Source organism: Streptomyces sp. CA-251247 (assembly GCF_050952975.1).
Taxonomy (GTDB): Bacteria; Actinomycetota; Actinomycetes; order Streptomycetales; family Streptomycetaceae; genus Streptomyces; species Streptomyces achmelvichensis.
On the sequence record NZ_CP191861.1, the window covers coordinates 4,157,368 to 4,184,317 of the forward strand.

At 69.7% G+C, this 26,950-nt stretch carries 25 protein-coding genes and 1 tRNA gene; 11 read left to right on the top strand and 15 right to left on the bottom strand.

Annotation, left to right across the window (positions count from 1 at the left end; genetic code table 11):
• The first annotated feature begins 17 nt into the window (after positions 1-17).
• Positions 18-689 (top strand): class E sortase, encoded by a 672-nt coding sequence (locus tag ACQPWZ_RS18330; RefSeq protein WP_340474151.1) that lies wholly within the window; start codon positions 18-20, stop codon positions 687-689.
• A gap of 160 nt (positions 690-849) precedes the next feature.
• Here the strand turns inward: ACQPWZ_RS18330 and pknB are convergent, their stop codons facing one another.
• The 6 genes from pknB to ACQPWZ_RS18360 form a co-directional block, all read right to left on the bottom strand.
• The gene (pknB, locus tag ACQPWZ_RS18335; protein ID WP_433571878.1) at positions 850-2,847 is read right to left on the bottom strand and encodes a Stk1 family PASTA domain-containing Ser/Thr kinase; all 1,998 of its coding nucleotides are present in this window, start codon (positions 2,845-2,847) and stop codon (positions 850-852) included.
• Positions 2,848-3,015: 168 nt separating this feature from the next.
• On the bottom strand, positions 3,016-4,476 hold the full coding sequence (locus ACQPWZ_RS18340; protein ID WP_340474153.1) for a peptidoglycan D,D-transpeptidase FtsI family protein: 1,461 nt from the start codon (positions 4,474-4,476) through the stop codon (positions 3,016-3,018).
• Complete coding sequence (locus ACQPWZ_RS18345) at positions 4,473-5,882, bottom strand: FtsW/RodA/SpoVE family cell cycle protein (protein ID WP_340474155.1); 1,410 nt, start codon at positions 5,880-5,882, stop codon at positions 4,473-4,475. The genes ACQPWZ_RS18340 and ACQPWZ_RS18345 overlap by 4 nt, the downstream gene beginning before the upstream one ends.
• A 23-nt stretch (positions 5,883-5,905) precedes the next feature.
• On the bottom strand, positions 5,906-7,402 hold the full coding sequence (locus ACQPWZ_RS18350; protein ID WP_356704851.1) for a PP2C family protein-serine/threonine phosphatase: 1,497 nt from the start codon (positions 7,400-7,402) through the stop codon (positions 5,906-5,908).
• Between the two features lie 135 nt (positions 7,403-7,537).
• Positions 7,538-8,053 (bottom strand): FHA domain-containing protein FhaB/FipA, encoded by a 516-nt coding sequence (locus ACQPWZ_RS18355; RefSeq protein ID WP_313945281.1) that lies wholly within the window; start codon positions 8,051-8,053, stop codon positions 7,538-7,540.
• 10 nt (positions 8,054-8,063) lie between these two features.
• Positions 8,064-8,918 carry a DUF3662 and FHA domain-containing protein gene (locus tag ACQPWZ_RS18360; protein WP_340474157.1) on the bottom strand — a complete coding sequence of 285 codons (855 nt, stop codon included), beginning with the start codon at positions 8,916-8,918 and terminating at the stop codon, positions 8,064-8,066.
• Positions 8,919-9,234: 316 nt separating this feature from the next.
• On the opposite strand from ACQPWZ_RS18360, the gene ACQPWZ_RS18365 reads away from it, so the two are divergent.
• The 3 genes from ACQPWZ_RS18365 (at position 9,235) to ACQPWZ_RS18375 (ending at position 12,245) form a co-directional block, all read left to right on the top strand.
• Positions 9,235-9,318 (top strand) — tRNA-Leu (locus tag ACQPWZ_RS18365).
• A 333-nt stretch (positions 9,319-9,651) separates the two neighbouring features.
• Positions 9,652-11,373 carry a sensor histidine kinase gene (locus ACQPWZ_RS18370; RefSeq protein WP_433573833.1) on the top strand — a complete coding sequence of 574 codons (1,722 nt, stop codon included), beginning with the start codon at positions 9,652-9,654 and terminating at the stop codon, positions 11,371-11,373.
• A 206-nt stretch (positions 11,374-11,579) separates the two neighbouring features.
• Positions 11,580-12,245, top strand: a complete 666-nt coding sequence (locus ACQPWZ_RS18375) for a response regulator transcription factor (RefSeq protein ID WP_340474158.1) — start codon at positions 11,580-11,582, stop codon at positions 12,243-12,245.
• 225 nt (positions 12,246-12,470) lie between these two features.
• Here ACQPWZ_RS18375 and ACQPWZ_RS18380 read toward each other — a convergent pair whose 3' ends face one another.
• Positions 12,471-13,085 carry an FMN-dependent NADH-azoreductase gene (locus ACQPWZ_RS18380; protein WP_433571879.1) on the bottom strand — a complete coding sequence of 205 codons (615 nt, stop codon included), beginning with the start codon at positions 13,083-13,085 and terminating at the stop codon, positions 12,471-12,473.
• 104 nt (positions 13,086-13,189) lie between these two features.
• On the opposite strand from ACQPWZ_RS18380, the gene ACQPWZ_RS18385 reads away from it, so the two are divergent.
• The gene (locus ACQPWZ_RS18385; protein WP_313945278.1) at positions 13,190-13,543 is read left to right on the top strand and encodes a winged helix-turn-helix transcriptional regulator; all 354 of its coding nucleotides are present in this window, start codon (positions 13,190-13,192) and stop codon (positions 13,541-13,543) included.
• A gap of 36 nt (positions 13,544-13,579) precedes the next feature.
• Here ACQPWZ_RS18385 and ACQPWZ_RS18390 read toward each other — a convergent pair whose 3' ends face one another.
• On the bottom strand, positions 13,580-14,023 hold the full coding sequence (locus tag ACQPWZ_RS18390) for a MarR family winged helix-turn-helix transcriptional regulator (RefSeq protein WP_340474160.1): 444 nt from the start codon (positions 14,021-14,023) through the stop codon (positions 13,580-13,582).
• A 217-nt stretch (positions 14,024-14,240) separates the two neighbouring features.
• Between ACQPWZ_RS18390 and ACQPWZ_RS18395 the strand changes: the two genes are divergently transcribed.
• From ACQPWZ_RS18395 to ACQPWZ_RS18405, 3 genes are all read left to right on the top strand, one after another.
• Positions 14,241-15,746, top strand: coding sequence for a DUF2252 domain-containing protein (locus ACQPWZ_RS18395; RefSeq protein WP_433571880.1), 1,506 nt, complete (start codon positions 14,241-14,243; stop codon positions 15,744-15,746).
• A 33-nt stretch (positions 15,747-15,779) separates the two neighbouring features.
• Positions 15,780-16,610: a hypothetical protein gene (locus tag ACQPWZ_RS18400; protein ID WP_340474162.1), complete on the top strand. Its 831-nt coding sequence runs from the start codon at positions 15,780-15,782 to the stop codon at positions 16,608-16,610.
• 68 nt (positions 16,611-16,678) lie between these two features.
• Complete coding sequence (locus tag ACQPWZ_RS18405) at positions 16,679-17,023, top strand: rhodanese-like domain-containing protein (protein WP_313945273.1); 345 nt, start codon at positions 16,679-16,681, stop codon at positions 17,021-17,023.
• Between the two features lie 60 nt (positions 17,024-17,083).
• Here the strand turns inward: ACQPWZ_RS18405 and ACQPWZ_RS18410 are convergent, their stop codons facing one another.
• From ACQPWZ_RS18410 to paaA, 6 genes are all read right to left on the bottom strand, one after another.
• Positions 17,084-18,265 carry an acyl-CoA dehydrogenase family protein gene (locus ACQPWZ_RS18410; protein WP_433571881.1) on the bottom strand — a complete coding sequence of 394 codons (1,182 nt, stop codon included), beginning with the start codon at positions 18,263-18,265 and terminating at the stop codon, positions 17,084-17,086.
• A gap of 158 nt (positions 18,266-18,423) precedes the next feature.
• A complete protein-coding gene (locus ACQPWZ_RS18415; protein WP_433571882.1) occupies positions 18,424-19,479 on the bottom strand; it encodes a 2Fe-2S iron-sulfur cluster-binding protein in 1,056 nt (351 codons plus the stop codon).
• The gene (paaD, locus tag ACQPWZ_RS18420) at positions 19,480-20,079 is read right to left on the bottom strand and encodes a 1,2-phenylacetyl-CoA epoxidase subunit PaaD (protein ID WP_356704843.1); all 600 of its coding nucleotides are present in this window, start codon (positions 20,077-20,079) and stop codon (positions 19,480-19,482) included. It abuts the gene before it with no gap.
• A complete protein-coding gene (gene paaC / locus ACQPWZ_RS18425; RefSeq protein ID WP_340474166.1) occupies positions 20,073-20,789 on the bottom strand; it encodes a 1,2-phenylacetyl-CoA epoxidase subunit PaaC in 717 nt (238 codons plus the stop codon). The genes paaD and paaC overlap by 7 nt, the downstream gene beginning before the upstream one ends.
• Positions 20,786-21,076, bottom strand: coding sequence for a 1,2-phenylacetyl-CoA epoxidase subunit PaaB (gene paaB, locus ACQPWZ_RS18430; protein ID WP_313945266.1), 291 nt, complete (start codon positions 21,074-21,076; stop codon positions 20,786-20,788). Before paaB ends, paaC begins: the two co-directional genes overlap by 4 nt.
• The gene (gene paaA / locus ACQPWZ_RS18435) at positions 21,073-22,038 is read right to left on the bottom strand and encodes a 1,2-phenylacetyl-CoA epoxidase subunit PaaA (RefSeq protein WP_433571883.1); all 966 of its coding nucleotides are present in this window, start codon (positions 22,036-22,038) and stop codon (positions 21,073-21,075) included. The genes paaB and paaA overlap by 4 nt, the downstream gene beginning before the upstream one ends.
• A gap of 75 nt (positions 22,039-22,113) precedes the next feature.
• Between paaA and ACQPWZ_RS18440 the strand changes: the two genes are divergently transcribed.
• The 3 genes from ACQPWZ_RS18440 to ACQPWZ_RS18450 are packed head-to-tail and all read left to right on the top strand — an operon-like array spanning position 22,114 to position 25,117.
• Positions 22,114-23,211: a DUF5819 family protein gene (locus ACQPWZ_RS18440; RefSeq protein WP_433571884.1), complete on the top strand. Its 1,098-nt coding sequence runs from the start codon at positions 22,114-22,116 to the stop codon at positions 23,209-23,211.
• Positions 23,208-24,446 (top strand): HTTM domain-containing protein, encoded by a 1,239-nt coding sequence (locus ACQPWZ_RS18445; protein ID WP_433571885.1) that lies wholly within the window; start codon positions 23,208-23,210, stop codon positions 24,444-24,446. The genes ACQPWZ_RS18440 and ACQPWZ_RS18445 overlap by 4 nt, the downstream gene beginning before the upstream one ends.
• Positions 24,443-25,117, top strand: coding sequence for a TrmH family RNA methyltransferase (locus ACQPWZ_RS18450; protein WP_340474170.1), 675 nt, complete (start codon positions 24,443-24,445; stop codon positions 25,115-25,117). The genes ACQPWZ_RS18445 and ACQPWZ_RS18450 overlap by 4 nt, the downstream gene beginning before the upstream one ends.
• A gap of 105 nt (positions 25,118-25,222) precedes the next feature.
• On the opposite strand, the gene paaN is transcribed toward ACQPWZ_RS18450, so the two are convergent.
• The gene (gene paaN, locus ACQPWZ_RS18455; RefSeq protein WP_433571886.1) at positions 25,223-26,884 is read right to left on the bottom strand and encodes a phenylacetic acid degradation protein PaaN; all 1,662 of its coding nucleotides are present in this window, start codon (positions 26,882-26,884) and stop codon (positions 25,223-25,225) included.
• Positions 26,885-26,950: the final 66 nt, after the last annotated feature.

Here is a 26,950-nt window from a genome sequence, read left to right on the forward strand (position 1 = left end):
AGACGGGAACAGGTGCAGTGTCACGTGCGCGCAGCCGGATCGCCGGCGTCATCAGTGTCTTCGGCGAGCTGCTGATCACTGCGGGCGTGGTGCTGGGCCTCTTCGTCGTCTACTCCCTGTGGTGGACGAACGTCCTCGCCGACCGTGAGGCCTCCCGCCAGGGAGACCAGATGCGCGACGGATGGGCCGGACCGGGGGCGCTCGACACCAAGGACGGCATCGGCTTCCTGCACGTGCCCGCGATGTCGAAGGGCGAGGTACTGGTGAAGCAGGGCACCGACGCCAAGGCCCTCAACGACGGCATCGCCGGCTACTACACCGCCCCGATCAAGTCGGCGCTCCCCTGGGACCCGCAGGGCAACTTCACGCTCGCCGCGCACCGCGACGGCCACGGAGCGAAGTTCCACAACATCCACAAGGTGCGGGAGGGTGACCCGGTCGTCTTCGAGACGCGGGACACCTGGTACGTCTACAAGGTCTTCAAGAAGCTTCCCGAGACCTCGAAGTACAACGTGAACGTGCTGCAGCCGGTCCCGAAGGAGTCGGGCAAGTCCAAGCCGGGCCGCTACATCACGCTGACCACGTGCACGCCTGTCTACACCTCGGACTACCGCTACATCGTGTGGGGCGAGCTGGTGCGCGAGGAGAGGGTCGACAAGAACCGCACACCCCCGGACGAGCTGCGCTGAAACGAATCCGCATTGCCTGCTGGGATCGGCACGGCAGGGTTCTGCACGGCAGTCGTCCGCGAGCCTGCGGCCACCCGCCCCGGTCCAGCGCATCCGCGCACGCAGAAGCCCCGGCACCCTTCGAGGGTGACCGGGGCTTCCGTCTGGGCTTCCGCTCGGATCAGTCGCCGTCTCCGCCGCCGATGAATCCGCCGTTCCCGCCTCCGTTGTTGCCGCCGTTCCCGCCGCCGCCACCGATCGTCGTGAGCGTGATCGTGGTGGTGGCCGGGTCGACCTGCGTGCCGGGCTGCGGGTTGAGCGACGTCACGATGGCGTTGTCGTCGCCCGGGCTGCCGGGTGCGAGCGCGAGGTTCGTGAAGCCGTTCTGGGCCAGGATCTGCTTGGCCTGTCCGAGCCTCTGGGTCCGCACCTCGGGAACCGGCTTCCCGGTCGGCTGCTGCGGGCCCTTGGAGACCTTCAGCGTGATCGTCGCGCCCTTGGACGCCTTACCCGTGGGGGACTGTTCGATGACCGTGTTCACGGGCTGGTCCGAGTCCACGTCCTGCCGCTCGACCTTGAACTCGAGGGTCTCCAGCTGAGCCTTGGCACTGTCGAACTGCTGGCCCTGCACCGGCGGAATGTTCACCAGCGCTTCCTTGGCCACCTTCAGGTTCACGGTCGTGCCCTTCTCGGCCAGGCTGTTGCCCCGCGGGTCCTGGGAGATAACCGTGCCGGGCTCCTGATCGGAGGACTCGACTTCCTCGACCTTGAACTTGAATCCCTTGCGCTGGAGGGCTTCCTGCGCGTTCGTCTGGGACTTCTCGGTGACGTCCGGGACCTCGATCTTCGGTGCGCCCTCGGAGAGGACGTACTGGACCGTCTCGCCCTGCTGCATATTGGCGCCTTCATTCGGCGTCTGGCTGCAGATCGTGTCCTTGGGCTGGTCGCAGCGGTCCGTGCCGGACTGGTTGATCTTGACGCCCGAGTTCGTCGCGAGCGTCTCGGCTTCCTTCACTGTCTTGCCGACGAGCGAGGGCGCCGGCACGTCGCCGTTGCCCCCGTCGCTGCCGCCGAAGACGGAGCGGCCGATCAGCACCGCGCCGACCAGCACCAGGATGCCCGCGATCACCAGCAGGATCGTCGACGTGTTGGACTTCTTCTGCTGGCGTCGGCGGCCCGGGCGGTCGTCGTAGCCGCCGAAGCCGCCGTCGTCCGGGTTCATGGGCGGCAGCATCGAGGTCTGGCCCGCCGGGTCGGCCTGGCGCAGCGCCGTGGTGGCCTGGTCGTCCGAGCCGTAGCCGTAGCCGACCGCGCCCATCGCCGCCGTCGCCGCCACGGGCTGTCCGTCCAGACAGGCCTCGATGTCCGCACGCATCTCGTCGGCGGACTGGTAGCGGTAGTCGGGGTCCTTGACCAGGGCCCGCAGGACGATGGCGTCCATCTCGGGCGTGATCTCGGGGTCGAAGTTGCTGGGCGGCTGCGGCTCCTCGCGTACGTGCTGGTACGCGACGGCCACCGGGGAGTCGCCCACGAAGGGCGGCCGCACGGTCAGGAGCTCGTAGAGCAGACAGCCGGTGGAGTACAGGTCGGAGCGTGCGTCGACCTGCTCGCCCTTGGCCTGCTCGGGCGAGAGGTACTGGGCCGTGCCGATGACGGCGGCGGTCTGCGTCATCGTCATCCCGGAGTCGCCCATGGCGCGGGCGATGCCGAAGTCCATGACCTTGACCTGGCCGGTGCGCGTCAGCATGACGTTCGCCGGCTTGATGTCGCGGTGGACGATGCCGTTGCGGTGGGAGTACTCCAGGGCCTGGAGGATGCCGATGGTCATCTCCAGGGTGCGCTCGGGCAGCAGCTTGCGTCCCGAGTGCAGCAGCTCTCTGAGCGTGGAGCCGTCGACGTACTCCATGACGATGTACGGGATCGAGACCCCGTCGACGTAGTCCTCGCCCGTGTCGTACACCGCGACGATCGCCGGGTGGTTGAGCGAGGCGGCCGACTGGGCCTCACGGCGGAACCGGGCCTGGAAGGACGGGTCGCGGGCGAGGTCGGCCCGCAGCGTCTTCACGGCGACGGTGCGGCCGAGCCGGGTGTCGTGGGCGAGGTACACCTCTGCCATGCCACCGCGGCCGAGCACCGAGCCCAGTTCATACCGGCCGCCGAGGCGACGCGGCTCTTCCATAACTGTTCCAGCCCTCTCCGTCAGTCCCGACCGCACCAGCGTGTGGTCCGGCGGTGTGCTGTTCGCGCATACGCTACCGGCCGCTCCCCACTCCATCGGCCCGCGACCGTCAGCTGATACCCGACCGGTATCGCAATGTGCAGGTATGGGGGGCGCACGTGATCCGCATCACTTCTTGCTGTCCAGTACCGCCTGCATCACTTTCTTGGCGATCGGGGCCGCGAGTCCGCCACCCGAGATGTCGTCGCGCCGGGCCTCGCTGTCCTCCACGACGACGGCGACGGCGACCGGGGAACCGTCCGCGGTCTTGGCGTACGAGATGAACCAGGCGTAGGGGTTCTTGCTGTTGTTCTCGCCGTGCTGGGCGGTACCCGTCTTGCCGCCGACCTTGACGCCGTCAATCTTGGCCTTGTCGCCGGTGCCACTGTCGACCACGTTCTCCATCATCTGCTGAAGGAGCTGCGCGTTCTTCTGCGAGACCGGACGGCTCATCTCCTGCGGCTCGGTCTTGGAGATCACATCGAGGTTCGGCGCCTCGAGCTGGTCGATCATGTACGGCTTCATCAGCTTGCCGTCGTTGGCGATCGCCGCCGTGACCATGGCCATCTGGAGAGGCGTGGTGGCCGTGTTGAACTGGCCGATGGAGGAGAGCGCGTTGCCCGGCTTGTCCATGTTCTTGTCGTAGACGGACGCCGCCGCACGGACCGGGGTGTCGATCTCGGCGTTGTTGAAGCCGAACTTCTGCGCCATCTCGACCATCTTGTCCCGGCCGACCGTGTCACCGAGCTTGGCGAAGACGGTGTTGCAGGAGACCCGCAGCGCCTCGTTGAGGCTGGCGTTCTTGCAGCCCGTGTGCGAGTTGGGGAGCTTCGTGCGCGTGTCGGGCAGGGTGTACGGCTCGGGGGTGTCCGTGGGCGCGTCGATGTCGTCCACCGCGCCGTTCTCCAGTGCTGCCGCCGCGGTGAGCACCTTGAAGGTCGATCCGGGCGGGTAGACCTCGCGCAGCGCGCGGTTGAGCTTCGGCTTGTCCTTGTCCTTCTCCAGCGCGTTCCACGCCTTCGCGTCCGCGTCCCGGTAGCCGGCGAAGGAGGCCGGGTCGTACGACGGGGTGGAGGCGAGGGCGAGGATCTTGCCCGTCTGCGGGTCGATCGCCGCGACGGCGCCCTTCTTGCTGCCCAGGCCCTCGAAGGCGGCCTTCTGCGCGGCGCCGTTGAGGGTCGTGACGACGTTGCCGCCCTTCTTCGTGTCGCCGGTGAACATCGCCATCGTGCGGTCGAAGAAGAGCTGGTCGGAGTTGCCCGTGAGGATGCCGTCCTCGAGCTTCTCGATCTGGTTGGCGTCGAAGGCCTGCGAGGCGTACCCGGTCACCGGTGCCCACATGGGGCCGTCGACGTAGGTGCGCTTGTACTTGAAGTCGGTGTCGTTCGTCTCGACCGAGCCGGTGATGGGCTTGCCGTCGACGATGATGTTGCCGCGCTCGCTGGCGTACCGCTCGATCGTGATGCGGCGGTTCTTGCTGTTCGTGTTGAGGTCCTCGGCCTCGGCGTACTGGAGCCAGTTGATGCGCACGAGGAGGGCCAGGACGAGAAGGCCGCAGAAGATCGCGATCCGGCGCAGGGGCTTGTTCACGGTCGGACCACCTGGGTCATCTCGGCATCGGGGGACGGGGCGGGAGCCGGCGCGGGACGGCGCGCGGTGTCGCTGATACGGATCAGGATGCCGATCAGCGCCCAGTTGGCGATCACGGACGAACCGCCGTAGGCGACGAACGGCATGGTCATACCGGTCAGCGGGATGAGGCCCATCACACCGCCGGCGACGACGAAGACCTGGATGGCGAAGGCGCCGGAGAGGCCGACGGCGAGGAGCTTGCCGAAGGGGTCACGGGCGGCGAGTGCGGTGCGTACGCCGCGTTCCACGATGAGGCCGTAGACCAGCAGGAACGCCATCATTCCGGCGAGACCCAGTTCCTCACCGAAGGTGGAGAGGATGAAGTCGGAGTTGGCGGCGAAGCCGATGAGGTCGGAGTCGCCCTGGCCGAGCCCGGTGCCGAGCGTGCCGCCGGAGCCGAAGGACATCAGCGCCTGGCCGATCTGCTCGCTCTGCCGCCAGGTCTCCTCCGCGAAGGGGTTGAGCCAGAACTCCACACGCTGCTGGACGTGCGGCTCGAAGGAGGCGACACCCACCGCGCCGACCGCCGACATCAGCAGGCCGAAGACGATCCAGCTGGTGCGCTCGGTGGCCACGTACAGCATGATCACGAAGAGGCCGAAGAACAGCAGCGAGGTACCGAGGTCGGTCTCGAAGACCAGGATGAGGATGGACATCGCCCAGACCATGAGGATCGGTCCGAGGTCCCGTCCGCGCGGCAGGTACAGGCCCATGAACCGGCGGCTCGCCAGTGCCAGGGCGTCACGCTTCACCATCAGGTAGCCGGAGAAGAAGATCGCGATGATGATCTTCGCGAACTCGCCGGGCTGGATGGTGAAGGGGCCGAGGCTGATCCAGATCTTGGCGCCGTTCACCGCCGGGAAGAACATCGGCAGGATCAGCAGGACCAGCGCCACCGCCATCGAGATGTACGTGTAGCGCTGGAGGATGCGGTGGTCCTTGAGCAGCATCAGCACGGCGACGAAGAGCGCGATGCCGATCGCCGAGTACATGAGCTGCTTGGGGGCGTCCGGGCTGAAGCTGCCGAAGAGGTTCTCGGCGCGCTGGATCAGCCGCGGGGACTGGTCGAGCCGCCAGATCATGACCAGTCCGAGGCCGTTGAGCAACGTGGCCAGCGGCAGCAGCAGCGGGTCGGAGTACTTGGCGAACTTGCGCACCGCCAGGTGCGCCACGCCGGCCAGCAGGCCGAGGCCGAGGCCGTAACCGAGCACGCCGGCTGGCAGCTTGCCGTCGAGGGCGAGCCCCACGTTGATGTACGCGAACACCGGAATGACGACGGCGAAGGCGAGCAGCATCAGCTCGGTGTTGCGGCGGCTCGGTGCTTCGATCGCGCCGATCGTGGTGGTGTTGGTGACAACGCTCATGGTGGAGAGGGCCCCCTAGGCCGTTACTGCTTTCCGCAGTTCGCGGCCAGCTTCTGCTCCTCTTCCGAGAGGGTGGGGCCCGGAGTGGGAGTAGGTGCGGTCGGCTTGGTCTTGGCGTTCTGGGTGGCGGGCTTGCCGGTGGTGCCACCGGCCTCGCCCTCACCGGGCGGCGGCGTGCTCGCACGGTCGGCGGCCTCGCGGCGCTGCTCCTCCTTCTTGCAGGCGGAGGCCTGAGCGGCGAGTTCGTCGATCTTCGAGCGGGCCCGGCCGAGGCTGTCCTGGGTGATGGTGCCCTCGACCTGCTTGCGCTGGTACTCCGGCAGGTACTTGAGTTCGATCTCGGGGTGGTCCTTCTCCACCTTCGAGAGCGAGACCCATGCCAGGTCCTGGCTGATGCCCTGGTAGAGCGCGACGTGCTCGTCGTTGGAGCCGACGTAGTACTGGGTCTGCGTCCAGCGGTAGCCGCCGTACAGACCGCCGCCGACGACCGCCAGCGCGAGCACGATGAAGAACGAGCGCTTCAGCCACTTGCGGCCGCCGCGCGGCTTGACGAAGTCGTCGTCGCCGTACGCGCCGAAGCTGTCCTCGGACGGCAGTCCGCCGTACCCCGCCCCGCCGCCGCTTCCGGGCGGGCCGAAGCTGCCGTTCGCCTGCGGCGGCACGGGGCGGCCGAGGCCCGCCGCGCGGCCGGCGGGCGTCTGCATGGCGCCGCCGTCGTTCATCTGCAGCTGGTTCTCGGCGACCGCGCCGACGACGACCGGGGTGTCGTTGAGCTGCCCGGCCAGAGTGTCGTTGGTGTCGGTGTCGAGGACGTCCGCCACGATGCAGGTGATGTTGTCCGGACCGCCGCCGCGCAGAGCGAGCTGGATCAGGTCCTGGATGGTCTCCTGCGGGCCCTGGTAGCTGGCGAGCGTCTCTTCCATCGTCTGGTGCGAGACGACGCCGGACAGGCCGTCGGAGCAGATCAGATAGCGGTCGCCGGCGCGCACCTCACGGATCGAGAGGTCGGGCTCGACATGGTCGCCACTGCCCAGCGCGCGCATCAGCAGCGAGCGCTGCGGGTGGGTGGTCGCTTCCTCCTCGGTGATCCGGCCCTCGTCGACGAGGCGCTGCACCCAGGTGTGGTCCTGCGTGATCTGGGTCAGCACGCCGTCGCGGAGCAGGTACGCGCGGGAGTCGCCGACATGCACGAGGCCGAGCCGCTGGCCGGTCCACAGCAGGGCGGTGAGCGTCGTGCCCATGCCTTCGAGCTGAGGGTCCTCCTCGACCATCAGCCGCAGCTGATCATTGGCGCGCTGCACGGCGGTACCGAGCGAGGTGAGGATGTCCGAGCCGGGCACGTCGTCGTCGAGCGTGACGAGCGTGGAGATGACCTCCGAGGAGGCGACCTCACCGGCGGCCTGGCCGCCCATGCCGTCGGCGATGGCCAGCAGGCGGGGGCCGGCGTAGCCGGAGTCCTCGTTCCCCTCCCGGATCATGCCTTTGTGCGATCCGGCGGCGAAGCGCAGTGACAGACTCATGCGCACCTCGCCCGTCGGCTCGGGGTACAGCCGGTCTCGAGCCACACTGCCCACCCTCCGGTCGGGAGCCCGTCCCGGTCCGCTGTCGGGACCGCTGCGGCTCGCTCGCTCCGCTCGCGCGCTGTCATTGTCCTACTACTTCCGCAGCTCGATGACGGTCTTGCCGATGCGGATCGGCGCGCCCAGCGGAATCGGGGTCGGCGTGGTGAGTCGGGTCCGGTCGAGATATGTGCCGTTGGTGGACCCGAGATCCTCGACGATCCACTGGCCGTCACGGTCCGGGTAGATCCTGGCATGCCGGCTGGAGGCGTAGTCGTCGTCCAGCACGATCGTTGAATCGTGGGCCCGGCCCAGCGAGATGGTCTGGCCCTGCAGTGCCACGGTGGTACCCGTCAGGGTCCCCTCGGACACGACCAGCTTGGTCGGCGCTCCGCGCCGCTGGCGGCTGTTCGCCTGCTGGCGCTGCGGCGGTGGCGCAGCACTCTGGCGCGCCTGCTGCTGGGGACGGGCGTCGGCATTGCGGCGTGAGCCGCGCTGCGTGACGCGCGTACCGAACAGGTCGCTGCGAATGACCTGGACGGCCACGATGACGAACAGCCACAGAACAGCCAGGAAACCTAGCCGCATGACCGTCAGGGTCAGCTCTGACATTGCCCCCGCTTCACCCTTCGGCTTGCCGGTAAACGATGGTGGTGCTGCCCACGACGATCCGCGAGCCGTCGCGGAGCGTAGCGCGGGTGGTGTGCTGCCCGTCTACCACGATGCCGTTGGTAGACCCGAGATCCTGGATCGTCGAGGGCGTTCCGGTCCGGATCTCACAGTGCCGGCGCGATACGCCGGGGTCGTCGATCCGCACATCGGCGTCGGTGCTGCGACCCAGCACCAGCGTCGGGCGGGAGATCTGATGGCGGGTGCCGTTGATCTCGATCCAACGTCTGACTTGGGTGCCCGGCAGCGGGCCCGCGGCCCCTGCCGGACGGCGGTCCGCCGTGGGAGCGGGTCCGGGACGGCCGCCGCCCGGGGGCGGTGCGGCCGGCATCGGAGGTGCTCCGGTGGGAGGGTAACCGTACCCGCCGCGAGCGCCGCCCTGCGGGGCGACGGGGGCGGGGCCGGCCGGTGCCCGGTCGGGTGCCTGTGACGTACTCGACGCGAGCGTACGGCTGCGCACGCGGTACAGACCCGTGTCGAGGTCGTCCGCCTTCTCTAGATGGACCTTGATCGTGCCCATGAAGGTGTAGCGCTGCTGCTTGGCGTAGTCGCGGACCAAGCCCGCGAGCTCGTCGCCGAGCTGGCCGGAGTACGGACTCAGGCGCTCGAAGTCGCCGGGGCTGAGCTCCACGATGAAGTCGTTGGGGACGACCGTCCGCTCACGGTTCCAGATCGTCGCGTTGTTGTCGCACTCACGCTGGAGCGCGCCCGCGATCTCGACAGGCTGGACCTCGGACTTGAACACCTTGGCGAAGGTGCCGTTGACCAGACCTTCGAGTCGCTGCTCGAACTTCTTCAGGACTCCCATGAGGCACCTCCTCCGTCGTTGCCGTCCTGGTACTGCTTACTGATCGTATCCACGCGTCGGGAAATCGGCTGGTTCCCCTTGTCTGCCCCGTCGATGAGTGTCACCTCTCACACGGATCGTAGAGGCGGCCTCCTGACAGTGTCCCGCACCCGGGGTGTGCCGAGGAGGAGTGGGGGCGGCCGCTCTCCGTTCCCTGTTCCCCGGCCGGCTGTGCCAAACAAACGGATGTGAAGGCACCCTGTCCAGCGTGCTAATCTTCTGCATGTCGCCAGGGGGACGCACCGAGCCGGTGAGACCCCGAACGGCAGCACCCAATGCGCGGGTGGCGGAATAGGCAGACGCGCTGGATTCAGGTTCCAGTGCCCGAAAGGGCGTGGGGGTTCAACTCCCCCCTCGCGCACAGATGGAAGCCCCGTAGGTCCTCGACCTACGGGGCTTCTTCGTGTCCGGAGTACTGCGTGGTCGAACGGCGGTCGGCTGCGTGTCCGGCACCGGCCCGGTGCGCGTCGAGGGCGGTCGCCTTGGGGAGCGAGGGCGCGCCGGCTTCGTGGTCGCGAGCGGGCCGGATCCGTGGGCGGGGGTCGTCGGCGGGTGTGGGATACACGACTGTGCGACGTTCGTCGCTCCCGTCCGCGACCAAAGGAGGGCGTGGGCGTGGCGGGGGATTCTCTAGGGTGCCGTCGTGAACGCGTCGACGAAGATCCGGGCCGCTGCCCGGGCGGGTTGGTCCTGGATGGCCGCCCCTGAGCTGTGGTCGCCGCGGCGGACGGCCGGCGAAGTGGTCCTCGGGCTGGTGCTGGGTGTCATGGCGGCCGGTACCGAAGAGCTGATGGGCAGCGAAGGGGCACGGCTGCTCGCCGTCGGTGCCGCCGCAACGCTGCTCTCGCTGCTGCGGCGCCGGATGCCCACGCCCGTACTGCTGGTCACCGCAGTCCTCGCGCCGCTGGTGAGCGGGTTCGCGCCGCTGCTGCTGATCGTCGGTTGGTCGGCGGGGCGCCGGATCGTCGGTGCCGGGCGGGTGATGGCGGCGTTCACCGTGGCGTACGCCCTCTTCATCGGCACCACGCTGCTGGAGGGCTGGGCCCCGTCGGCGACTCTGACCCTGGTGCTGCTCTCCACGCTGTACTTCCTCGCGACGACGCTCGTGCCCGGGCTCGCCAGCCGCTACTGGACCCAGCGGCGGACCCTGCTGCACGCACTCCAGGAGCGCAACGCGCAGCTGCTGCGCGAGAGGGCAATGGTCGCCGGGCAGGCCCGGCTGATGGAGCGGCAGCGCATAGCCCAGGACATGCACGACAGCCTCGGGCACCAGCTCGCGCTGATCTCGGTGCACACGGGGGCGCTGGAGGTGGATCCGCAGCTCACCCCACAGCAGCGGGAGGCGGTCGGCGTACTGCGCAACGCGTCCGTGACCGCCATGCACGAACTGCGCGAGGTCGTCGGCATCCTGCGGGACGGGGTCGAGGCGCCGTCGGCGCCGGTGGACGACTCGGGGCGCGTCACGCGGGGGACTGCCGGCATCGAGGGACTCGTGGAGGCTGCCCGGGCCGCGGGGAACGAGGTGGAGTTGCGTCGCGCCGGCGACGAGCGGCCGCTCGCGGCGGCGGCCGACCATGCCGCCTACCGCATAGCGCAGGAGGCGCTGACGAACGCGTACAAGCACGCTCCCGGCGCCCGCATCGACGTCGAGCTGCGCTACGAGCCGGACTCCCTCGTCGTGGAGATCGTCAGCGGGCAGGTGGACGCGGCGGCCCGGGGTGCCGTCGTCAGCGGCGGGCAGGGGCTCACCGGGCTGCGTGAGCGGGCGCGGCTGGTGGGCGGGATCGTCCATGCGGGTCCGGCGAGCGGCGGCGGCTTCCGGGTGGCGGGGATGCTCCCCTACGGCGTGGTGGAGGCCACGCCGCTCCTCGCGGCCGAGGACGACTTCCATCAGCAGTCGCCGAGGGCCCTCTATGACGACGGCGTTCCGGTCATGGACTGGAGCGTCACCGAGCGGCTTCCCGTGCGCGGCGGGCAGGGGGAGCACCCGGGCGGCCAATGGGCATACCCGGGCGGGCAGTTGACCCTTCCGGGTACCGAGGGGCGGAGCAGGGCCGGCGGTATCGCCATGGGGTGCGCGATCGCCCTGGCGGCCCTGCTGGTGCTCGGGGCCGCGGGGATCTTCGGGCTCTTCTTCCTCGTCGGGTCGATGGACGAGGGGATGATCGACCCGGCCGAGTACCGAAGCGTGCGGATCGGGGACGACGAGGAGGCGGTGCGGGACCGGCTGCCCCCCGGCGACTCGATCATGACCACGGGACTGAGCGGGAAGGGCCCGAAGGAGCCGGAGGGCTCCGAGTGCCTGGTGCTGATGTCCTCGGATGTGGGGGACAACATGGAGACCGAACCGGTGTTCCGGTTCTGCTTCCGGGACGGCAAGCTGATCGAGAAGAAGGCGTACGAGGTCAGTCGGTAGGTTCGGGGCGCTGGGTGCACGTCGCGTGGGCGGGGCTCGGTAGGTGCCGGGTGGTAGGTGCCCGGCGGTGGGTGCCGCTCGGTAGGTGCCGAGTGGTAGGTGTCGTTTGGTAGGTGTCGGGCGGCAGGTGTGGGTCGGTAGGCCGTGTTCGATGTCGGCCGGCGGATACGGGTGGGTGTGAAGTGGACGGGATGGGGCCGGCGGGGGTGCCCGGAACGCCGATCCGGGTCGTCATCGCGGATGACGAGCCGCTGATCAGGGCGGGTATCCGGATGATTCTGACGTCGGACCCCGGCATCCAGGTCGTGGCCGAGGCGGCGAACGGACGCGAGGCGGTCGACATGACACGGGCGCACGGCGCCGACGTGGTGCTGCTCGACATCCAGATGCCGGTCATGGACGGCCTCACGGCGGTGGGGGAGTTGCGCAGGGCGGTCCCGGCGGCGCGTGTCATCGTGCTGACGACCTTCGGTGAACGGGACAACGTCCTGCGGACGCTGGCGTCCGGTGGCGCCGGATTTCTGCTGAAGGACACCGCGCCCGCGGAGCTGATCGGAGCCGTACGGGCCGCTGCCGCCGGGGATGCGTACCTCTCCCCCGGTGCGACGCGGCACGTGGTCGACCAGCTGGCGTCCGGGCGGGCGGCTGCGCGCAGCGAGGAGGCGCGGGCCCGCGTGGCGGGTCTGAGCACCCGGGAGCACGAGGTGCTGGCGCTGCTGGGCGAGGGGCTGTCCAATGCGGACGCCGGAAAGCGGCTGCATATGAGCGAGGCCACGGTGAAGACCTACGTGAGCAGGATCCTCGCGAAACTGGAGTGCGAAAACCGGGTGCAGGCGGCGTTGCTGGCGCGGGATGCGGGGCTCGGCGGCTGATCTGCCGGGTGCGAGGCGTGGGGCTGGGTGCCTGAGCAGTCGGGCGGTTGGTTGTCGCGTGAGTTGGTGCAGGTGACTGGCTGCTGGTGGACGCTGTGGCCGACGGGGGGCGCCTTGTCGGGCGCCGGCGTTTCACGTGGAACATCCGCCCTGACTGTCCGCCCTGACTGTTTCACGTGAAACGTCCGCTGCGGCCGGCGTCCGGGAAGCGCCCCCCTGGGCTGATCAGGCAGCGAAACGCGCGGCCAGCGTCTTGCCCTTCTCCGCGGCCTCGTCGAGCGCCTTGGTCTTCGAGGCGTCGGCGAGTGGGATGAACTGCGCCATCTCCGGCTTGGAGCGGGCGAGTGTCATCTCCGGAACGATGAAGTCGACCGTGGCGCCGAGCATGCCGGTGAACACCTTCTCCAGGTAGTTCTGCACGAACTCGAAGTCCTCGCGCGGTGTTCCGGGGGCGTAGGAGCCACCGCGGCTGGCGACCACGGTGACCGGGGTGCCGGCCACAGGGCCGTCGGGGGTGCCGGCGTTGTGGCCGACGATGATCACCTGGTCCAGCCATGCCTTGAGGGTGGACGGGATCGTGAAGTTGTACATCGGCGCGCCGACGAGGACGGCATCCGCCGCCTCCAGCTCGGCGGCGAGCTCCGCGCGCAGTTCGTTCTCGACCCCGGCGGAGACGGCGGCGAAGTCCAGGTGGGGCAGGGGCGTGGCGGCGAGGTCGCGGTAGACGACCGTGCCGTCCGGGTGCTGCTCCCGCCAGGCCTGCACGAAGGCAGCGGTGATCTCGCGGGAGGCCGATCCCTGAGGGAAGAGGGCGGAGTCGAGGTGCAGCAGCGTGGCCATGAGGTTCTCCATGAGGGGGGTTGCTGAAAATCTGTGCGTACCTATGGATATCACAGTAGCTTACTTTTCATAAGTACCTAGCTTCGGCGCAGTAGTCTGGAGGCATGGCGGAACACAGCGAAGAGGCGTGCAGGCGGGTCGACGGGGGGATCGCGCGTGTCTTCGAGCTGTTCGGCAAGCGGTGGACCGGGCCGATCGTCTCCGTGCTGATGCAGCGCGCCGTGCACTTCGCGGAGCTGCGCCGGGCAATCCCGGGCATCAGCGAACGGATGCTCTCCGACCGGCTGGCCGAGCTGGCGGCCGCGGGTCTGGTCCTGCGGGAGGTCGACGAAGGACCGCCGCTGCGCGTCGCCTACCGGCTGACGGCGGCCGGGACCGCGATGGAGCCCGCCCTCAAGGAACTCGGCCGGTGGGCCGACGAGCATCTGCCCAGGGATCGAGAAGCCGGGACCTGCTAGGTCGCGTTCGCCGGTCCTGTCCGTCGGACTTCTGGATCAGTGCTGCCCCGGGCCTTCAGCAGCGGAGTTGTAGCGCAGGAGGTAATCGGCGAAACGGTCGAGATCCTCGGCCGGCCAGTCGGCCAGACGCTCCTGGTAGGCGGCGCGGCGACTGGCGTGTGTGGAGGCGAGCGCAGCGGATCCCGCGGTCGTGGGGTGCAGCACTTGGACGCGGTGGTCGGCCGGATCGGCTCTGCGCTCGATCAACCCGAGCTTCTCCAGTGCCGAAACCTGCCTGCTGACCGTCGACTTGTCGAGCATGTAGTGCGACGCGAGGTCAGTCGCCCGGCAGCCCTGCTGATCATGGATGTGGGACAGCAAGGTGTACGAGACGAACGGCAGCTCGGGATGGAGGCGGGCGGCCGCCGCGCGGGCCCGTCGGGCGAAGGCCGTCAGCTCGCGCTGAATGGTGTCGATGGAGCTGTCCCGTGCGCGTGACATGCCGCCTCCTCGCCTTCAGTTGCACGGTACAACGTGCGATGCGCCCGCCGGCCGCCTCGCCGGGCCGCCGGACGTCCGGGCAGCACCCCGGGCGGTGATCGTCGCAGGCTGTGGAGTTTTTCCGGGGTTATCCACAGGGGCAGACGCCCATCGGCACGCGGCGGTACGGTCAAGGACAATTGATGTTGAAGGTTCGGGACGACGGGGGCAGGACGCCATGGGCGACGCAGAGACGGTGCAGCGGACGGACACCAGCGGACTGGAGCCGGAGTCGGCGGGGACGTCCAGCGCCAAGGGCGGAGGCCGTATCCCGGTGGTGCCCGGCTTCGCCCGGCGCAAGGGCGGGCAGGGCGTCACCGGTGTCGCACCGGCCACGCGGTCGCCCAAGCAGGAGGGCAAGGCGCTTCGTGATCGGGTTCCGCGCTCCTCGCACGACTCGTTGGTGCTGGCGGTGGACCGGCCGGACGCGGTCGCCGCCGTCGAGGAGTCCAGCCGGGGCAGGGTGCCGGGGCTGACACCGATACGGGTGGGGCGGATGGCCGCCTCGCCGTTCGCCTTTCTGCGCGGCTCGGCCGGGCTGATGGCCCACGACCTGGTGGGCACCCCGGTCACCGGAGTGAGTGCCCAGCTGTGCGGCGACGCGCACGCGGCGAACTTCGGCATCTACGGCGACGCCCGCGGGAACCTGGTCATGGACCTCAACGACTTCGACGAGACCGTCGTCGGCCCCTGGGAGTGGGACCTCAAGCGGCTCGCGGTCTCGCTGGTGCTGGCGGCGCGCGTCGCCGGCGCCGACGAGGACGTCTGTCGTGCGGCCGCCTTCGACACGGTGGGCGCCTACCGGCGCACCATGCGCCTGCTGGCGCGTCTGCCCGTGCTGGACGCCTGGAACGCCATCGCGGACGAGGAGCTCGTCTCCCACACGGACGCTCGGGACCTCGTCGGCACCCTGGAGCGGGTCTCGGAGAAGGCGCGGAAGAACACCAGCGCGCGCTTCGCGGCCAAGGCGACGGAAGGGGTCTCCGAGGACGGTGGCGAGGCCTGCCGCTTCGTGGACGCGCCTCCGGTGCTGCGGCGGGTGCCCGACGCGGAGGCCGCTGCGGTCGCCGCGTCGCTGGAGGAGTACCTGAGCACAGTGTCGGAGGACCGGCTGCCGCTCCTCGCGCGCTACGAGATCCACGATGTCGCCTTCCGTGTGGTGGGCACGGGAAGTGTCGGCACCCGTTCCTATGTGGTGCTGCTGCTCGACCACCGCGGTGAGGCACTGGTGCTCCAGGTGAAGGAGGCCCGGCCCTCGGCGCTGCTGCCGTGCCTGGAGGCAGCCGGCTTCGAGGTCCCCGAGGTGGAGCACGAGGGCCGCCGGGTGGTCTTCGGACAGAAGCGCATGCAGGTGGTCAGCGACATCCTGCTGGGCTGGACGACGGTCGACGGACGGCCTTTCCAGGTACGGCAGTTCAGGAACCGCAAGGGCAGCGTGGACCCCGCCGCGCTCACCGCCGACCAGTTCGACGACTACGGGCGGATGACCGGCGCGCTGCTGGCCCGGGCCCACTCCCACAGCGCCGACCCGAGGCTCCTCGCCGGCTACTGCGGCAAGAACGAGGAGCTGGACGAGGCCGTGGCCGGCTTCGCGATGCTCTACGCCGACCGCACCGAAGCGGATCACGAGGAGTTGCTGGCGGCGATCAAGAGCGGACGGATAGCCGCTGAGCTGGGCGTGTGACAGCCGGCTCCCCCGCGCCCGTAGGCTGGCCGGGTGACCCAGGATGCACCCGGCGGCCGGACGACCCGGAGCGACGAAGAGCAGGACGTGCCACCGAGGCCGGAGGCGCGGCTGGAAAAGGCCGTGTACGCGGCCGAGCAGGCGCTGATCGAATTCGAGATCGCTCTGGAGACGTTCCGGGTGGAGGTGGAGAACTTCTCCCGGCTGCATCACCAGAAGCTGGGCCCGATGTATGCGCGCCTCGACGAGCTGGACGCCCAGATCGCCGAGGCCAAGGCCTCGGCGAGCGGTGATCCGGAGGATCTGCGCAAGGCGCAGGAGGCCCGGGCGATGGTGATGCCGATGCCCGGCGTCGATGAGCTCTTCCACAACTGGATGGACTCCGACGGCCTCTCCCCCGAGGCCGCCGCGATGCTCAATGACCAGCCCGTCCGGGCGCCGAAGCGGGTGCGGCCGAGCGAGGAGGCCCGCAAGGTCTACCGCGAGCTGGCGCGCAAGGCACACCCGGACCTGGCGCAGGAGGAGACCGAGCGCGCCCGCCGCGAGGAGTTCATCACTCGCGTGAACGCCGCATACGCGCTCGGGGACGTGGGGCAGCTGCGCGAGCTCGCCGACGAATGGGCGGCCGGGCCGGTGCCCGAAGCCCGGCTGAGTGAGAGCGAGGAGCTCTATGCCCGGCTGGAATGGCTCTCGCAGCGCAAGGAACTGCTGGCCGCCGTGGCCCACGAGCTGGAGGAGAGCGCGATCGGCGCCATGCTCCGGATGGCCCCCGAGGACCCGGACCGGCTCCTCGAGGAGATCGCCGAGCAGTTGCTCGCACAGGTCGCCGAGCGCGAACGGGAACTGGCCGGGCTGGTGGAGTAGGTTTTTCGAGGCCGTCCGGATTCCAGCCGCGACATCCTGCCGCCTACGTACGAGAGAAGGCATGACCCATGAATTTCGCCCCGCTGCCGTCGGTGGACGTCGCGACCGTGCCGGCCGACGGCCTGGTGCTGGACGTCCGGGAGGACGACGAGTGGGCGGCCGGGCATGTCGAAGGCGCGCTGCATGTGCCCATGAGCGACTTCGTCTCGCGGTTCGGTGAGGTGACCGAGGCCGTGAGCGAGGGACACCGGGCGTATGTGATGTGCCGGGTCGGCGGCCGGTCGGCGCAGGTCACCCAGTACCTGGTGCAGCAGGGGATCGACGCGGTGAACGTCGAGGGCGGGATGCTCGCCTGGGACGGCGCCGGGCGCCCGATGGTCACGGACAACGGATCCCCGGCGTTCGTCCTCTGACGCACCTCTGGCGGGCCCTGGCCCGCCGATGTGGGAGCAGGCGCGCTCGCTGCCGTCGGTCTAGCCGAGAGGGTGGGCCGCCAGCAGGTCGCCCAGGGCCTCCTCGTGGGCCGCTGCGGGGCCGAGGGAGAGTTCGAGCTGCTTGGCCCAGGCGTGATAGCGGTGCAGCGGGTAGTCGGTGTCGGCACCGAAGCCGCCGTGCAGATGCTGAGCGGTCTGGACGACCCGGCGCACCCCCTCCGAGGCCCAGATCTTCGCCACGGCGACATCGCCGGCCACGGGCAGTGGGCCACCGACACCGGCACTGTCCCGCGGGGGCGTGAGCCGCCAGGCCGCCTGCCACAGCGTCGCCTCCATCGCCCGCAGGTCGATGTACCGGTCGGCCGCCTGCACGGCGACGGCCTGGAAGGTGGCGACGGGGAAGCCGAACTGTTCACGCTTGCCGGTGTAGGCGCTCGTCATGGCCAGTACACCTTCACCGAGACCGAGCGACAGCGCGCATGTGCCGGTGGTCAGCAGGTGGCGCAGCCACTCCCAGGCACCTTCGGCGTCGATCAGCTCGGAAGCGTCGACCCGTACGGAATCCAGCGTGACCTCGGCGAACCGCTCGCCGCTGGTGGAGATCTGCTCGGCCTGGACCATGCCGTCGCGGGTCCGGGGGATCAGTGCCAGGACTGCCCGCCCGTCGGGTGTGTGCGCCGGTACGGCGATGCGGTCCGCCGAGTGCGCCCAGGGGACACCTGTCTGCACGCCGTCGAGCAGCCAGCCGTCCTCCTGACCGGTGTCCCGGCCGTCCTCCCGCCCGGTGTCCCGCCGCGCCGTGACAGCGAGTTCGGCCGGGTCGTGTCCCGTACGGCCGTTGGCCCCCACCGTGATGACCAGTTCACCGCGGCCGACCCCAGGGAGGATCTCGTCCCTCAACCCGGCGCTGCCGTAACGCTCCACGGCCATGGCGACCGCACTCGTCTCCAGCAGAGGTACCCGGGCCAGCACCCTGGCCGACTCGCGCAGCACCAGACAGAGGGCGATGGGGTCGAGACCTGCTCCGCCGTACTCCGGTGACACCACCAGACTCAGCAGGTCGGCGTCCGCGAGCTTGGCCCACAGCGGCCGGTCGAACTCGTCGGCCACCGCGCCCGCTGTGAGCGCGGGACTCGGTACGCCGTCGGGCGCGACACCCGAGAACACCGCTTTCGCAGCCTCGACGGCCGCTTGCTGCTCCTCGGTGAAGGTGAAGTCCACTGCCCTGTCCTCCCACACGCCGGCGGTGCTTGAGCCGCTGCCAGGTCCGGTTCCGCTGTTCGTATCTGACGGGTCGTCAAGATAGAACAGGTTCCTGAAAATGAACACAGCTCGGCAGCGCGGGAGAGGTAAGGTCACCGGTGGAGGGGCCCGAAGGGTCAGCGGTCGAAGTCGAGCTCCACTTCCGCGGTTGCCGGATGGGACTGGCAGGCCAGCACATAGCCCGCCTCGGTCTCCTCGGGCTCCAGCGCGAAGTTGCGGTCCATCCTGACCTCGCCCGACACCAGGAAGGCACGGCAGGTGCCGCAGACGCCGCCCTTGCACGCATACGGCGCGTCGGCACGGCTGCGCAGCACGGTCTCCAGCAGCGATTCCCCTTCCTGCACGGGCCACTTGCCGGACCGTCCGTCCAGGGTCGCCGTCAGCGAGGCGTGCGCGGGAGCGCTCAGGGGCTCGGCGGTGGGCGCCGAGCCGTCGTCCACATGGAAGATCTCCTGGTGGATACGGCTCCGGTCGACGCCCAGTTGACGCAGTGCCCGCTCGGCTCCCAGGACAAGGCCGAAGGGGCCGCACAGGAACCAGCCCTCCACATCTGCCACCGAGAGCAGGGACGGCAGCAGGGTGGTCAGTCGCTCCTGGTCGAGCCGCCCGGACGGCAGGCCCGACTGCTGCTCCTCCCGGGAGAGGGTGGTGACCAGCTGGAAGCGGTCGGGGAAACGGTCCTTGAGGTCCGCCACCTCGTCCAGGAACATCGTGGACGCCACGGTCCGGTCGCTGCGGATCAGACAGAACCGGGCCTCCGGCTCCCGGGCCAGCAGCGTGGCTGCCATCGACAGCACCGGAGTGATTCCGCTGCCGCCGACGACCGCGGCGAAGTAGCCGGGCCGCGGTTCGAGCAGGAAGCGGCCCATGGGGGGCATCACCTCGACCGTGTCGCCGACGGCGAGCTCCTTGAGCGCGTAGGTCGAGAAGTCACCTCCGTCGACCAGGCGGATGCCCACACGCAGCACCGGATCGGTGCCGGAGGGGGAGGCGGCGGCGCAGATCGAGTACGTACGGCGGATCTCCTCGTCCCCCACCAGCCGGCGCAGCGCCAGATGCTGGCCGGGGGTGTGGCGGAAGGTCTCGCACAGCTCGGGCGGCACCTGGAAGGTGACCGCGACCGAGTCGTCCGTGAGCCGTTCGACCTCGCTGACCCGGAGCGGATGGAACATCTACAACTCCTTGAAGTGGTCGAACGGTTCACGGCAGTCGACGCAGCGGCGCAGCGCCTTGCACGCGGTGGAGGAGAACCTGCTCAGCAGCTCGGTGTCGGTGGATCCGCAGTGCGGGCAGCGCACCGAGAGCGTGAGCGGGATCGGGCCCTCCGCGGGCTGCGGCCGCGGCGGGGCTATCCCGAACTCGGCCAGCTTGCGCCGGCCCTCCGCGCTGATGTCGTTCGTCGACCAGGCCGGGGAGAGGACCTTGACGACCGAGACCTCGGCGACGCCGTGATCGTGCAGCACCTGCTCGATGTCCGTCGTCATGGCCTCGATCGCCGGGCAGCCGGTGTACGTCGGGGTGAGCTCCACCTCGACGCGTCCCGGGCCGAGGATCTGAACCCCGCGCAGGACACCGAGCTCCTCCAGCGTCACCACGGGAAGCTCCGGGTCGGGCACGGAGCCGGCCAGCTTGCGCAGCTCGGCCTCGAGCCGGCTGTCGTCACCGGCCTTCGGCGCGCTCGCCGTCCGGTGGGCGGGAGCAGGCCGGGCTGAGGTGGCGGCCCGGTCGGCGTGGGCCCGACGGTCCGCGGTGAGGTGGGTGCCGGTCACCATGACGCCCCCGGGTGGCTGCGGTGCAGATGCTGCATCTCGGCGAGCATCCGGCCGAAGGACTCCGTGTGCAGTCCCTGACGCCCTGCGCCCGCCGCCCATGCGCCGACCCTCGGTCCCTCGGGCACGGTCAGCGTCGCACGGGTGAGGACGGCCGTCACCGTCTCCAGCCAGCGCGCCTCCAGCGCCTGCTGGTCGACGTCCAGTCCTTCGACCGGCTCGAACATCTCGCCCGTGAACCTCCACAGCGCCTGACAGGCCCGCTGCATGCGCTCATGGCTCTCGTCGGTGCCGTCACCGAGCCGCAGCGTCCACTGCTCGGCATGGTCCTGGTGGTACTCGACTTCCTTGACGGCCTTCGCCGCGAGCCCCGCGAACTCGCCGTCTCCGGCAGCGAGCTGCCCGTACAGCAGCCGCTGGTAGACGGAGAAGTAGAGCTGGCGGACGATGGTGTGGGCGAAATCGCCGTTCGGCTGCTCGACCAGCTGGAGGTTGCGGAAAGCCCGCTCCTCGCGCAGATAGGCCAGCTCGTCCTCGTCCCCGACGAGGGACAGCAGCACGCGCGCCTGGCCCAGCAGGTCCAGCGCGATGTTCGCGAGGGCGACGTCCTCCTCCAGCACGGGTGCGTGGCCCGCCCACTCCCCCAGCCGGTGCGAGAGCACCAGCGCGTCGTCGCCGAGGGCGAGTGCCGCGGCGTTCGCCGTGGTGGTCACAGGTGCTTCACCCCGTCCGGGATCTCGTAGAAGGTCGGGTGGCGGTACGGCTTGTCGGCGGACGGCTCGAAGAACGGGTCCTTCTCGTCCGGCGAGGACGCTGTGACCGCCGTGGAGGGCACGACCCAGATGGACACGCCTTCGTTCCGCCGGGTGTAGAGATCCCGGGCGTTACGGAGCGCCATCTCGGCGTCCGGGGCATGCAGGCTGCCCGCGTGGGTGTGGGACAGACCGCGGCGGGAGCGCACGAAGACCTCCCACAGGGGCCAGCCGGTCGAACCGCTCATGCCGTCGCCTCCTGGGGCTTCGCGTGCTGTGCTTGATGCTTCTCGGCGTACGCAGCGGCCGCATCCCGGACCCAGGCGCCCTCTTCATGGGCCTGGCGACGCTGGGTGAGCCGCTCTTCGTTGCAGGGGCCGTTGCCCTTGAGGACGTTCTGGAACTCGGTCCAGTCGATCGCGCCGAAGTCGTGGTGCCCGCGCTCCTCGTTCCAGCGCAGATCGGGGTCCGGGAGGGTCAGGCCCAGTGTCTCGGCCTGCGGAACGCAGATGTCCACGAAGCGCTGGCGCAGCTCGTCGTTCGAGTGGCGCTTGATCTTCCAGGCCATGGACTGCGCCGAGTGCGACGACTCGTCGTCCGGCGGGCCGAACATCATCAGCGACGGCCACCACCAGCGGTTCACGGCATCCTGCGCCATGTCGTGCTGCGCGGCTGTCCCTCGCGACAGGGTGAGCAGCAGCTCGAACCCCTGGCGCTGGTGGAAGGACTCCTCCTTGCAGATCCGGACCATCGCGCGGGCGTACGGGCCGTAGGAGCAACGGCAGAGCGGCACCTGGTTGGTGATCGCGGCGCCGTCCACCAGCCAGCCGATCGCACCGACATCGGCCCAGGTCAGCGTGGGGTAGTTGAAGATCGACGAATACCGCTGACGGCCGGCGTGGAGCTTGTCGAGGAGCTCGTCACGGCTGGTCCCCAGCGTCTCGGCGGCGCTGTAGAGGTAGAGCCCGTGGCCGGCCTCGTCCTGCACCTTGGCCATGAGGATCGCCTTGCGCCGCAGGGAGGGCGCCCGGGTGATCCAGTTCGCCTCGGGCTGCATGCCGATGATTTCGGAGTGGGCGTGCTGGGCCATCTGGCGGACCAGCGTCGCTCGGTAGGCCTCGGGCATCCAGTCGCGCGGCTCGATGCGCTCGTCGGCAGCCACGGCGGCGTCGAAAACCGCCTCGTAGCCATCCGCAGTCACTGCCGTCATCCGGGCCCCCTACCGACCGATCGTTCGGTTCATTGACTTCAATGGTGAGTCGACGGGCCTTAAGGTGTCAACCCTGTGGATGACCGACGTGCGCCGAAGGGGACCGGGGGCGGGATGGACTCCTACAACGACGAGGACGCCGAAGGCGCCGCAAGCAGGGGCTCCGCGGTGCCGCCGGACCGTGCCTCAGGGCCGGTGCGGCAGGCCACGCAGCCGTCGGACGCGCCTCAGCGCACTTCGGAGGGGACGCGAGACTCTTTGGCGGACCAGGACCAGGACCAGGACCAGGACCAGGACCAGGACCAGGACCCGCTCCCCGCACCCGACGGCGGTCCGTCGCCCGCCATCCGGGCAGAGACCCCCCAGACAGGGGCCCCGAAGACAGGGGCCCCGCGGGCCGCGAAGCCCACGACAGCCGCCGTGCCCGGGCCCCGGAGCGGGACCCCGCACCAGGAGCCCTTCCCGCCGGATCCGGACCCGGACTCCGTGCCGCTCGATCCTGATGCCCCCACCCGCGGTATCGCGGCGCTCTCGCTGCCGTACCAGGTCGCCGTGGCCGTCTCGCTCGCCCTCATAGCCGTGCTCGCCGGCGTCCATGTGGCGATGGTGTTTCTGCACGTCGCCCCGTCCAACACGGCGAGCAAGGAGTACGGCAAGGCGATCGACGCCTGGGTCTATCCGGAATTCGAGCAGAACTGGAAGCTCTTCGCCCCCAACCCGCTCCAGCAGAACGTCGCCGTCCAGGTGAAGGCCGAGGTCAGCACCCCCGACGGCGACCGCAGGAGCACCGGCTGGATCGATCTGAGCGCCGAGGACGGCGACGCGATCCGCGGCAATCTCCTCCCCAGCCACACCCAGCAGAACGCGCTGCGCAGGGCCTGGGACTTCTACATCAATTCGCACGACGACAAGAACCGTTCCAGCGGACTGCGCGGCCAGCTGTCCGAGAGCTACGTCCGCCGCCTGGTGATGGCGCGCCTCGAACGGCACGACGTCGGCGGAGAGGTCGAGCGTATCCAGCTCAGGTCGTCGACCAGCGCGGTCAAGGCTCCGGACTGGAGCAACGAGAAGTTCGACCTCCGCCCGCAGTTCCGGGTCCTGCCGTGGTGGACCGTCACCGCGGCCGATCTGCCCGGGGGAGTCGACAACGGCCGCAGGGAGGCGGACCGGTGAGCGACGCTTCCGAGCGCAGGAACGGCGGAGCCGTCCAGCGCATCACCGCCACGGCTTTCGGGCCGTACCAGACGGCCATCGTGCGGATCGGGTTCGCCGCCACCTGGCTGCTGTTCCTGCTGCGCGAGCTGCCCAACCGCCATGAGATGTACGGACCGCAGGGCCCGTGGAGCTGGGAGATGGGCCGCCGGCTCATCTCCGGCAACGACGCCTTCACGGCGCTCATGTGGTCGGACAGCACGCTCTGGTTCGAAGTCGTCTATGCCGCAGCCGTGCTGTCCAGCGCCCTGCTGCTGGTGGGCTGGCGGACCCGCACCATGTCCGCGCTCTTCATGATCGGCGTCCTGTCGCTCCAGAACCGCTCCATCTTCATGGGCGACGGCGGCGACAACGTGATCCACCTGATGGCCATCTACCTGGTCGTGACGCGCTGCGGGCAGGTCTGGTCGCTGGACGCGCGCCGCGCCGCCCGCGCCACGGAGCGCGAGCCCGAGGCGAGGGAATCCGGGGTACCGGAGTCCGAGGCGCGGGTCGCCGGGGGGACACAGCGCGACCGGGTCGGGCCGCTTCTGTGGACCGTGCTGGGAGCCGCCCTGGTCATCGCCACCTTCCTGAACGACACCGGCTGGTTCATCCTGCTGCTGCTCTGGGTGCTGTGGGTGGGTCAGGGCCTGTGGTGGATGGCGAACAGGCGAGCCCCGCAGGGTGAGCCGCGCATCCTGCTGGACGCTCTCGCCAATCTTGCCCACAACGCCGGGCTTCTGGTGATCATGGCCGAGGTCTGTCTGATCTACGCCACCGCCGGCTGGTACAAGATCCAGGGCTCCCGCTGGCAGGACGGCACCGCGCTCTACTACCCGCTCAAGCTCGACTACTTCACCCCGTGGCCCGCGCTCTCCGATCTGCTGGCCTCGGGCGGGCTGATGGTGATGGTGCTGACGTACGGCACGGTCGTCGTGCAGGTCGCCTTCCCCTTCACGCTCTTCAACCGGCGCGTCAAGAACGTCCTGCTCGTGGCCATGATGCTGGAGCACGCCGGCATCGCCGTGCTGCTCGGACTGCCGTTCTTCTCGCTGGCGATGATCGCCGCCGACGCCGTGTTCCTGCCGACCGCGTTCCTGGTCTGGCTCGGCGCGCGGGTCGTGCGGGGCCGGGACCGGGTGTTCTCACGGGCGCCCGCCGTACCGGAGCAGCGGCAGGAGAGTCCGGAGCAGCCCCGTACGCTCGTCGGGTGAGCACCACCCGAGAACCGATCCACGACGATCACGATCCGCTGCAGTACGACGAGGGCTTCGGGCCCGAGGTCGGCGTCGGCCCCCATCCGCTGCCGTGGCCCGAGGGCGAGCACTACGACGCCGAGCTGCTGGCCCACGGCGACCGCCGCAATGTGGTCGACCCGTACCGGTACTGGACGCGTGAAGCGATCGTCGCCGATCTGGACACACGGCGGCACGGCTTCCATGTGGCCGTGGAGAACTGGGGCCACGACTTCAACATCGGCTCGGTGGTCCGGACCGCCAACGCTTTCCTGGCGCGCGAGATCCACATCGTGGGCAGGCGGCGCTGGAACCGCCGCGGCGCCATGGTCACCGACCGCTACCAGCATGTGCGGCACCACCCGGACACGGAATCGCTGACCGCGTGGGCCGCCGCCGAGGATCTCCCGATCATCGGCATCGACAACCTGCCGGGCGCGGTGCCGCTGGAGCGGACCGAGCTGCCGCGCCGCTGTGTGCTGCTCTTCGGCCAGGAAGGCCCCGGTCTCACCGACGAGGCACGCAAGCACGCGACGATGGTGTGCTCCATCGCCCAGTTCGGCTCGACGCGTTCGATCAACGCCGGAGCGGCCGCGGCGATCGCCATGCACGCCTGGGTGCAGCGGTACGCGGAGATCCCGTCGCCCTAGGAGGACGAGCCGTGTCCGGGCCCTCTCCCGCCCTGTCCTCCGCCTGACCGGCACCTGCCGTGCCGCAGACCCCGGTCGGCCGGGGTCTGCGGCACGGAGCCTTCCTCACGCCTGGCGGCGGACCTCCACCACCCGGAAGCGGTTGGAGACGAAGGCGCCGTCGCACAGGGCCGCGTTCGCCGCCGGGTTGCCGCCCGAGCCGTGGAAGTCGGAGAAGGCCGCCGTCTGGTTGACGTAGACCCCGCCCGTCAGATTCAGCGAGAGCTGCGCCGACTCGTCCAGGCAGACGTCCTCGATCGCGCGCTCCGTCTCCGCCGAGGTGGTGTAGGCACCCACCGTCATCGCGCCCTGGTCGCGGACCGTGCGCCGCAGCAGCTCCAGGGAGTCCGCGGTCGAGTCCACGGCGACCGCGAACGAGACCGGGCCGAAGCACTCGGTCAGATAGACCGCCTCGGTGTCGGGCTTGGCACCGTCGAGCTTGACGATCACCGGCGTACGCACGACAGCGTCGGGGAACTCCGGGTTGGTGATCTTCCGTGAGGGAAGGGCCACTTCGCCGAGACCGGCCGCGCCGTCGAGGCGGCCCTTCACATCGGGGTTGACGAGTGCGCCCAGCAGGGCGTTCGCCCGGGCGTCGTCGCCGAGCAGTCCGCCCACCGAGGCCGCCAGGTCGCCGACCACTTCGTCGTACGACTTGTGGCCGGCGTCCGTCGTGATGCCGTCACGTGGAATCAGGAAGTTCTGCGGGGTGGTGCACATCTGGCCGCTGTAGAGGGACAGCGAGAAGGCCAGGTTGGACAGCATCCCCTTGTAGTTGTCCGTCGAGTCGACGACGACGGTGTTGACGCCGGCCTTCTCGGTGTAGACCTGCGCCTGTCGGGCATTGGCCTCCAGCCAGTCACCGAACGCGGTGGAACCCGTGTAGTCGATGATCTTGATCTCGGGGCGCACGGCCAGGGTCTTGGCGATGCCTTCACCGGGACGCTCGACGGCCAGAGCCACCAGGTTCGGGTCGAAGCCCGCCTCGGCGAGCACCTCGCGGGCCACGCGCACCGTCAGCGCCAGCGGGAGGACGGCGCGCGGATGCGGCTTGACCAGGACGGGGTTGCCGGTGGCGAGCGACGCGAACAGGCCGGGATAGCCGTTCCACGTCGGGAAGGTGTTGCAGCCGATCAGCAGGGAGATGCCGCGACCGGCCGTGGTGAAGGTCTTCCGCAGTTCCAGCGGGTCCCGCTTGCCCTGGGGCTTGGACCAGTCGGTGGCCTCGGGGGTGCGGACCTGCTCGGCATAGGCGTACGCCACGGCTTCCATGCCGCGGTCCTGGGCGTGCGGGCCGCCCGCCTGGAACGCCATCATGAACGCCTGCCCGCTGGTGTGCATCACCGCGTGCGCGAACTCATGGGTGCGGGCGCTGATGCGCGACAGGATCTCCAGGCAGACCAGGGCGCGCGTCTCCGGGCCGGCCTCACGCCAGCCGGCCATCCCCGCGCGCATGGCGGGGAGCAGGACGTCCAGGTCGGGATGCGGGTACTCGATGCCCAACTCCGGGCCGTACGGCGAGACCTCGCCACCCGTCCAGTCGTCGGTGCCCGGCTGGTCCAGGTCGAACCTGGTGCCGCGCAGGGCTTCGAAAGCCGCGAGTCCCTCGGCCGGCGCGCTCTCGCCGTACGCCTTCGGGTGCTCGGGATGCGGGGACCAGTAGGCGCGGGTGCGGATCGCCTCGAGGGCCTGGTCGAGCGTCGGCCGGTGGGTCTCGGTCAGCTGCATGACGGACCAACTCCTCGTCGAGCTGGGCAGGGATGGAATGACAGAGTTAGAGTAACCGAACGATCG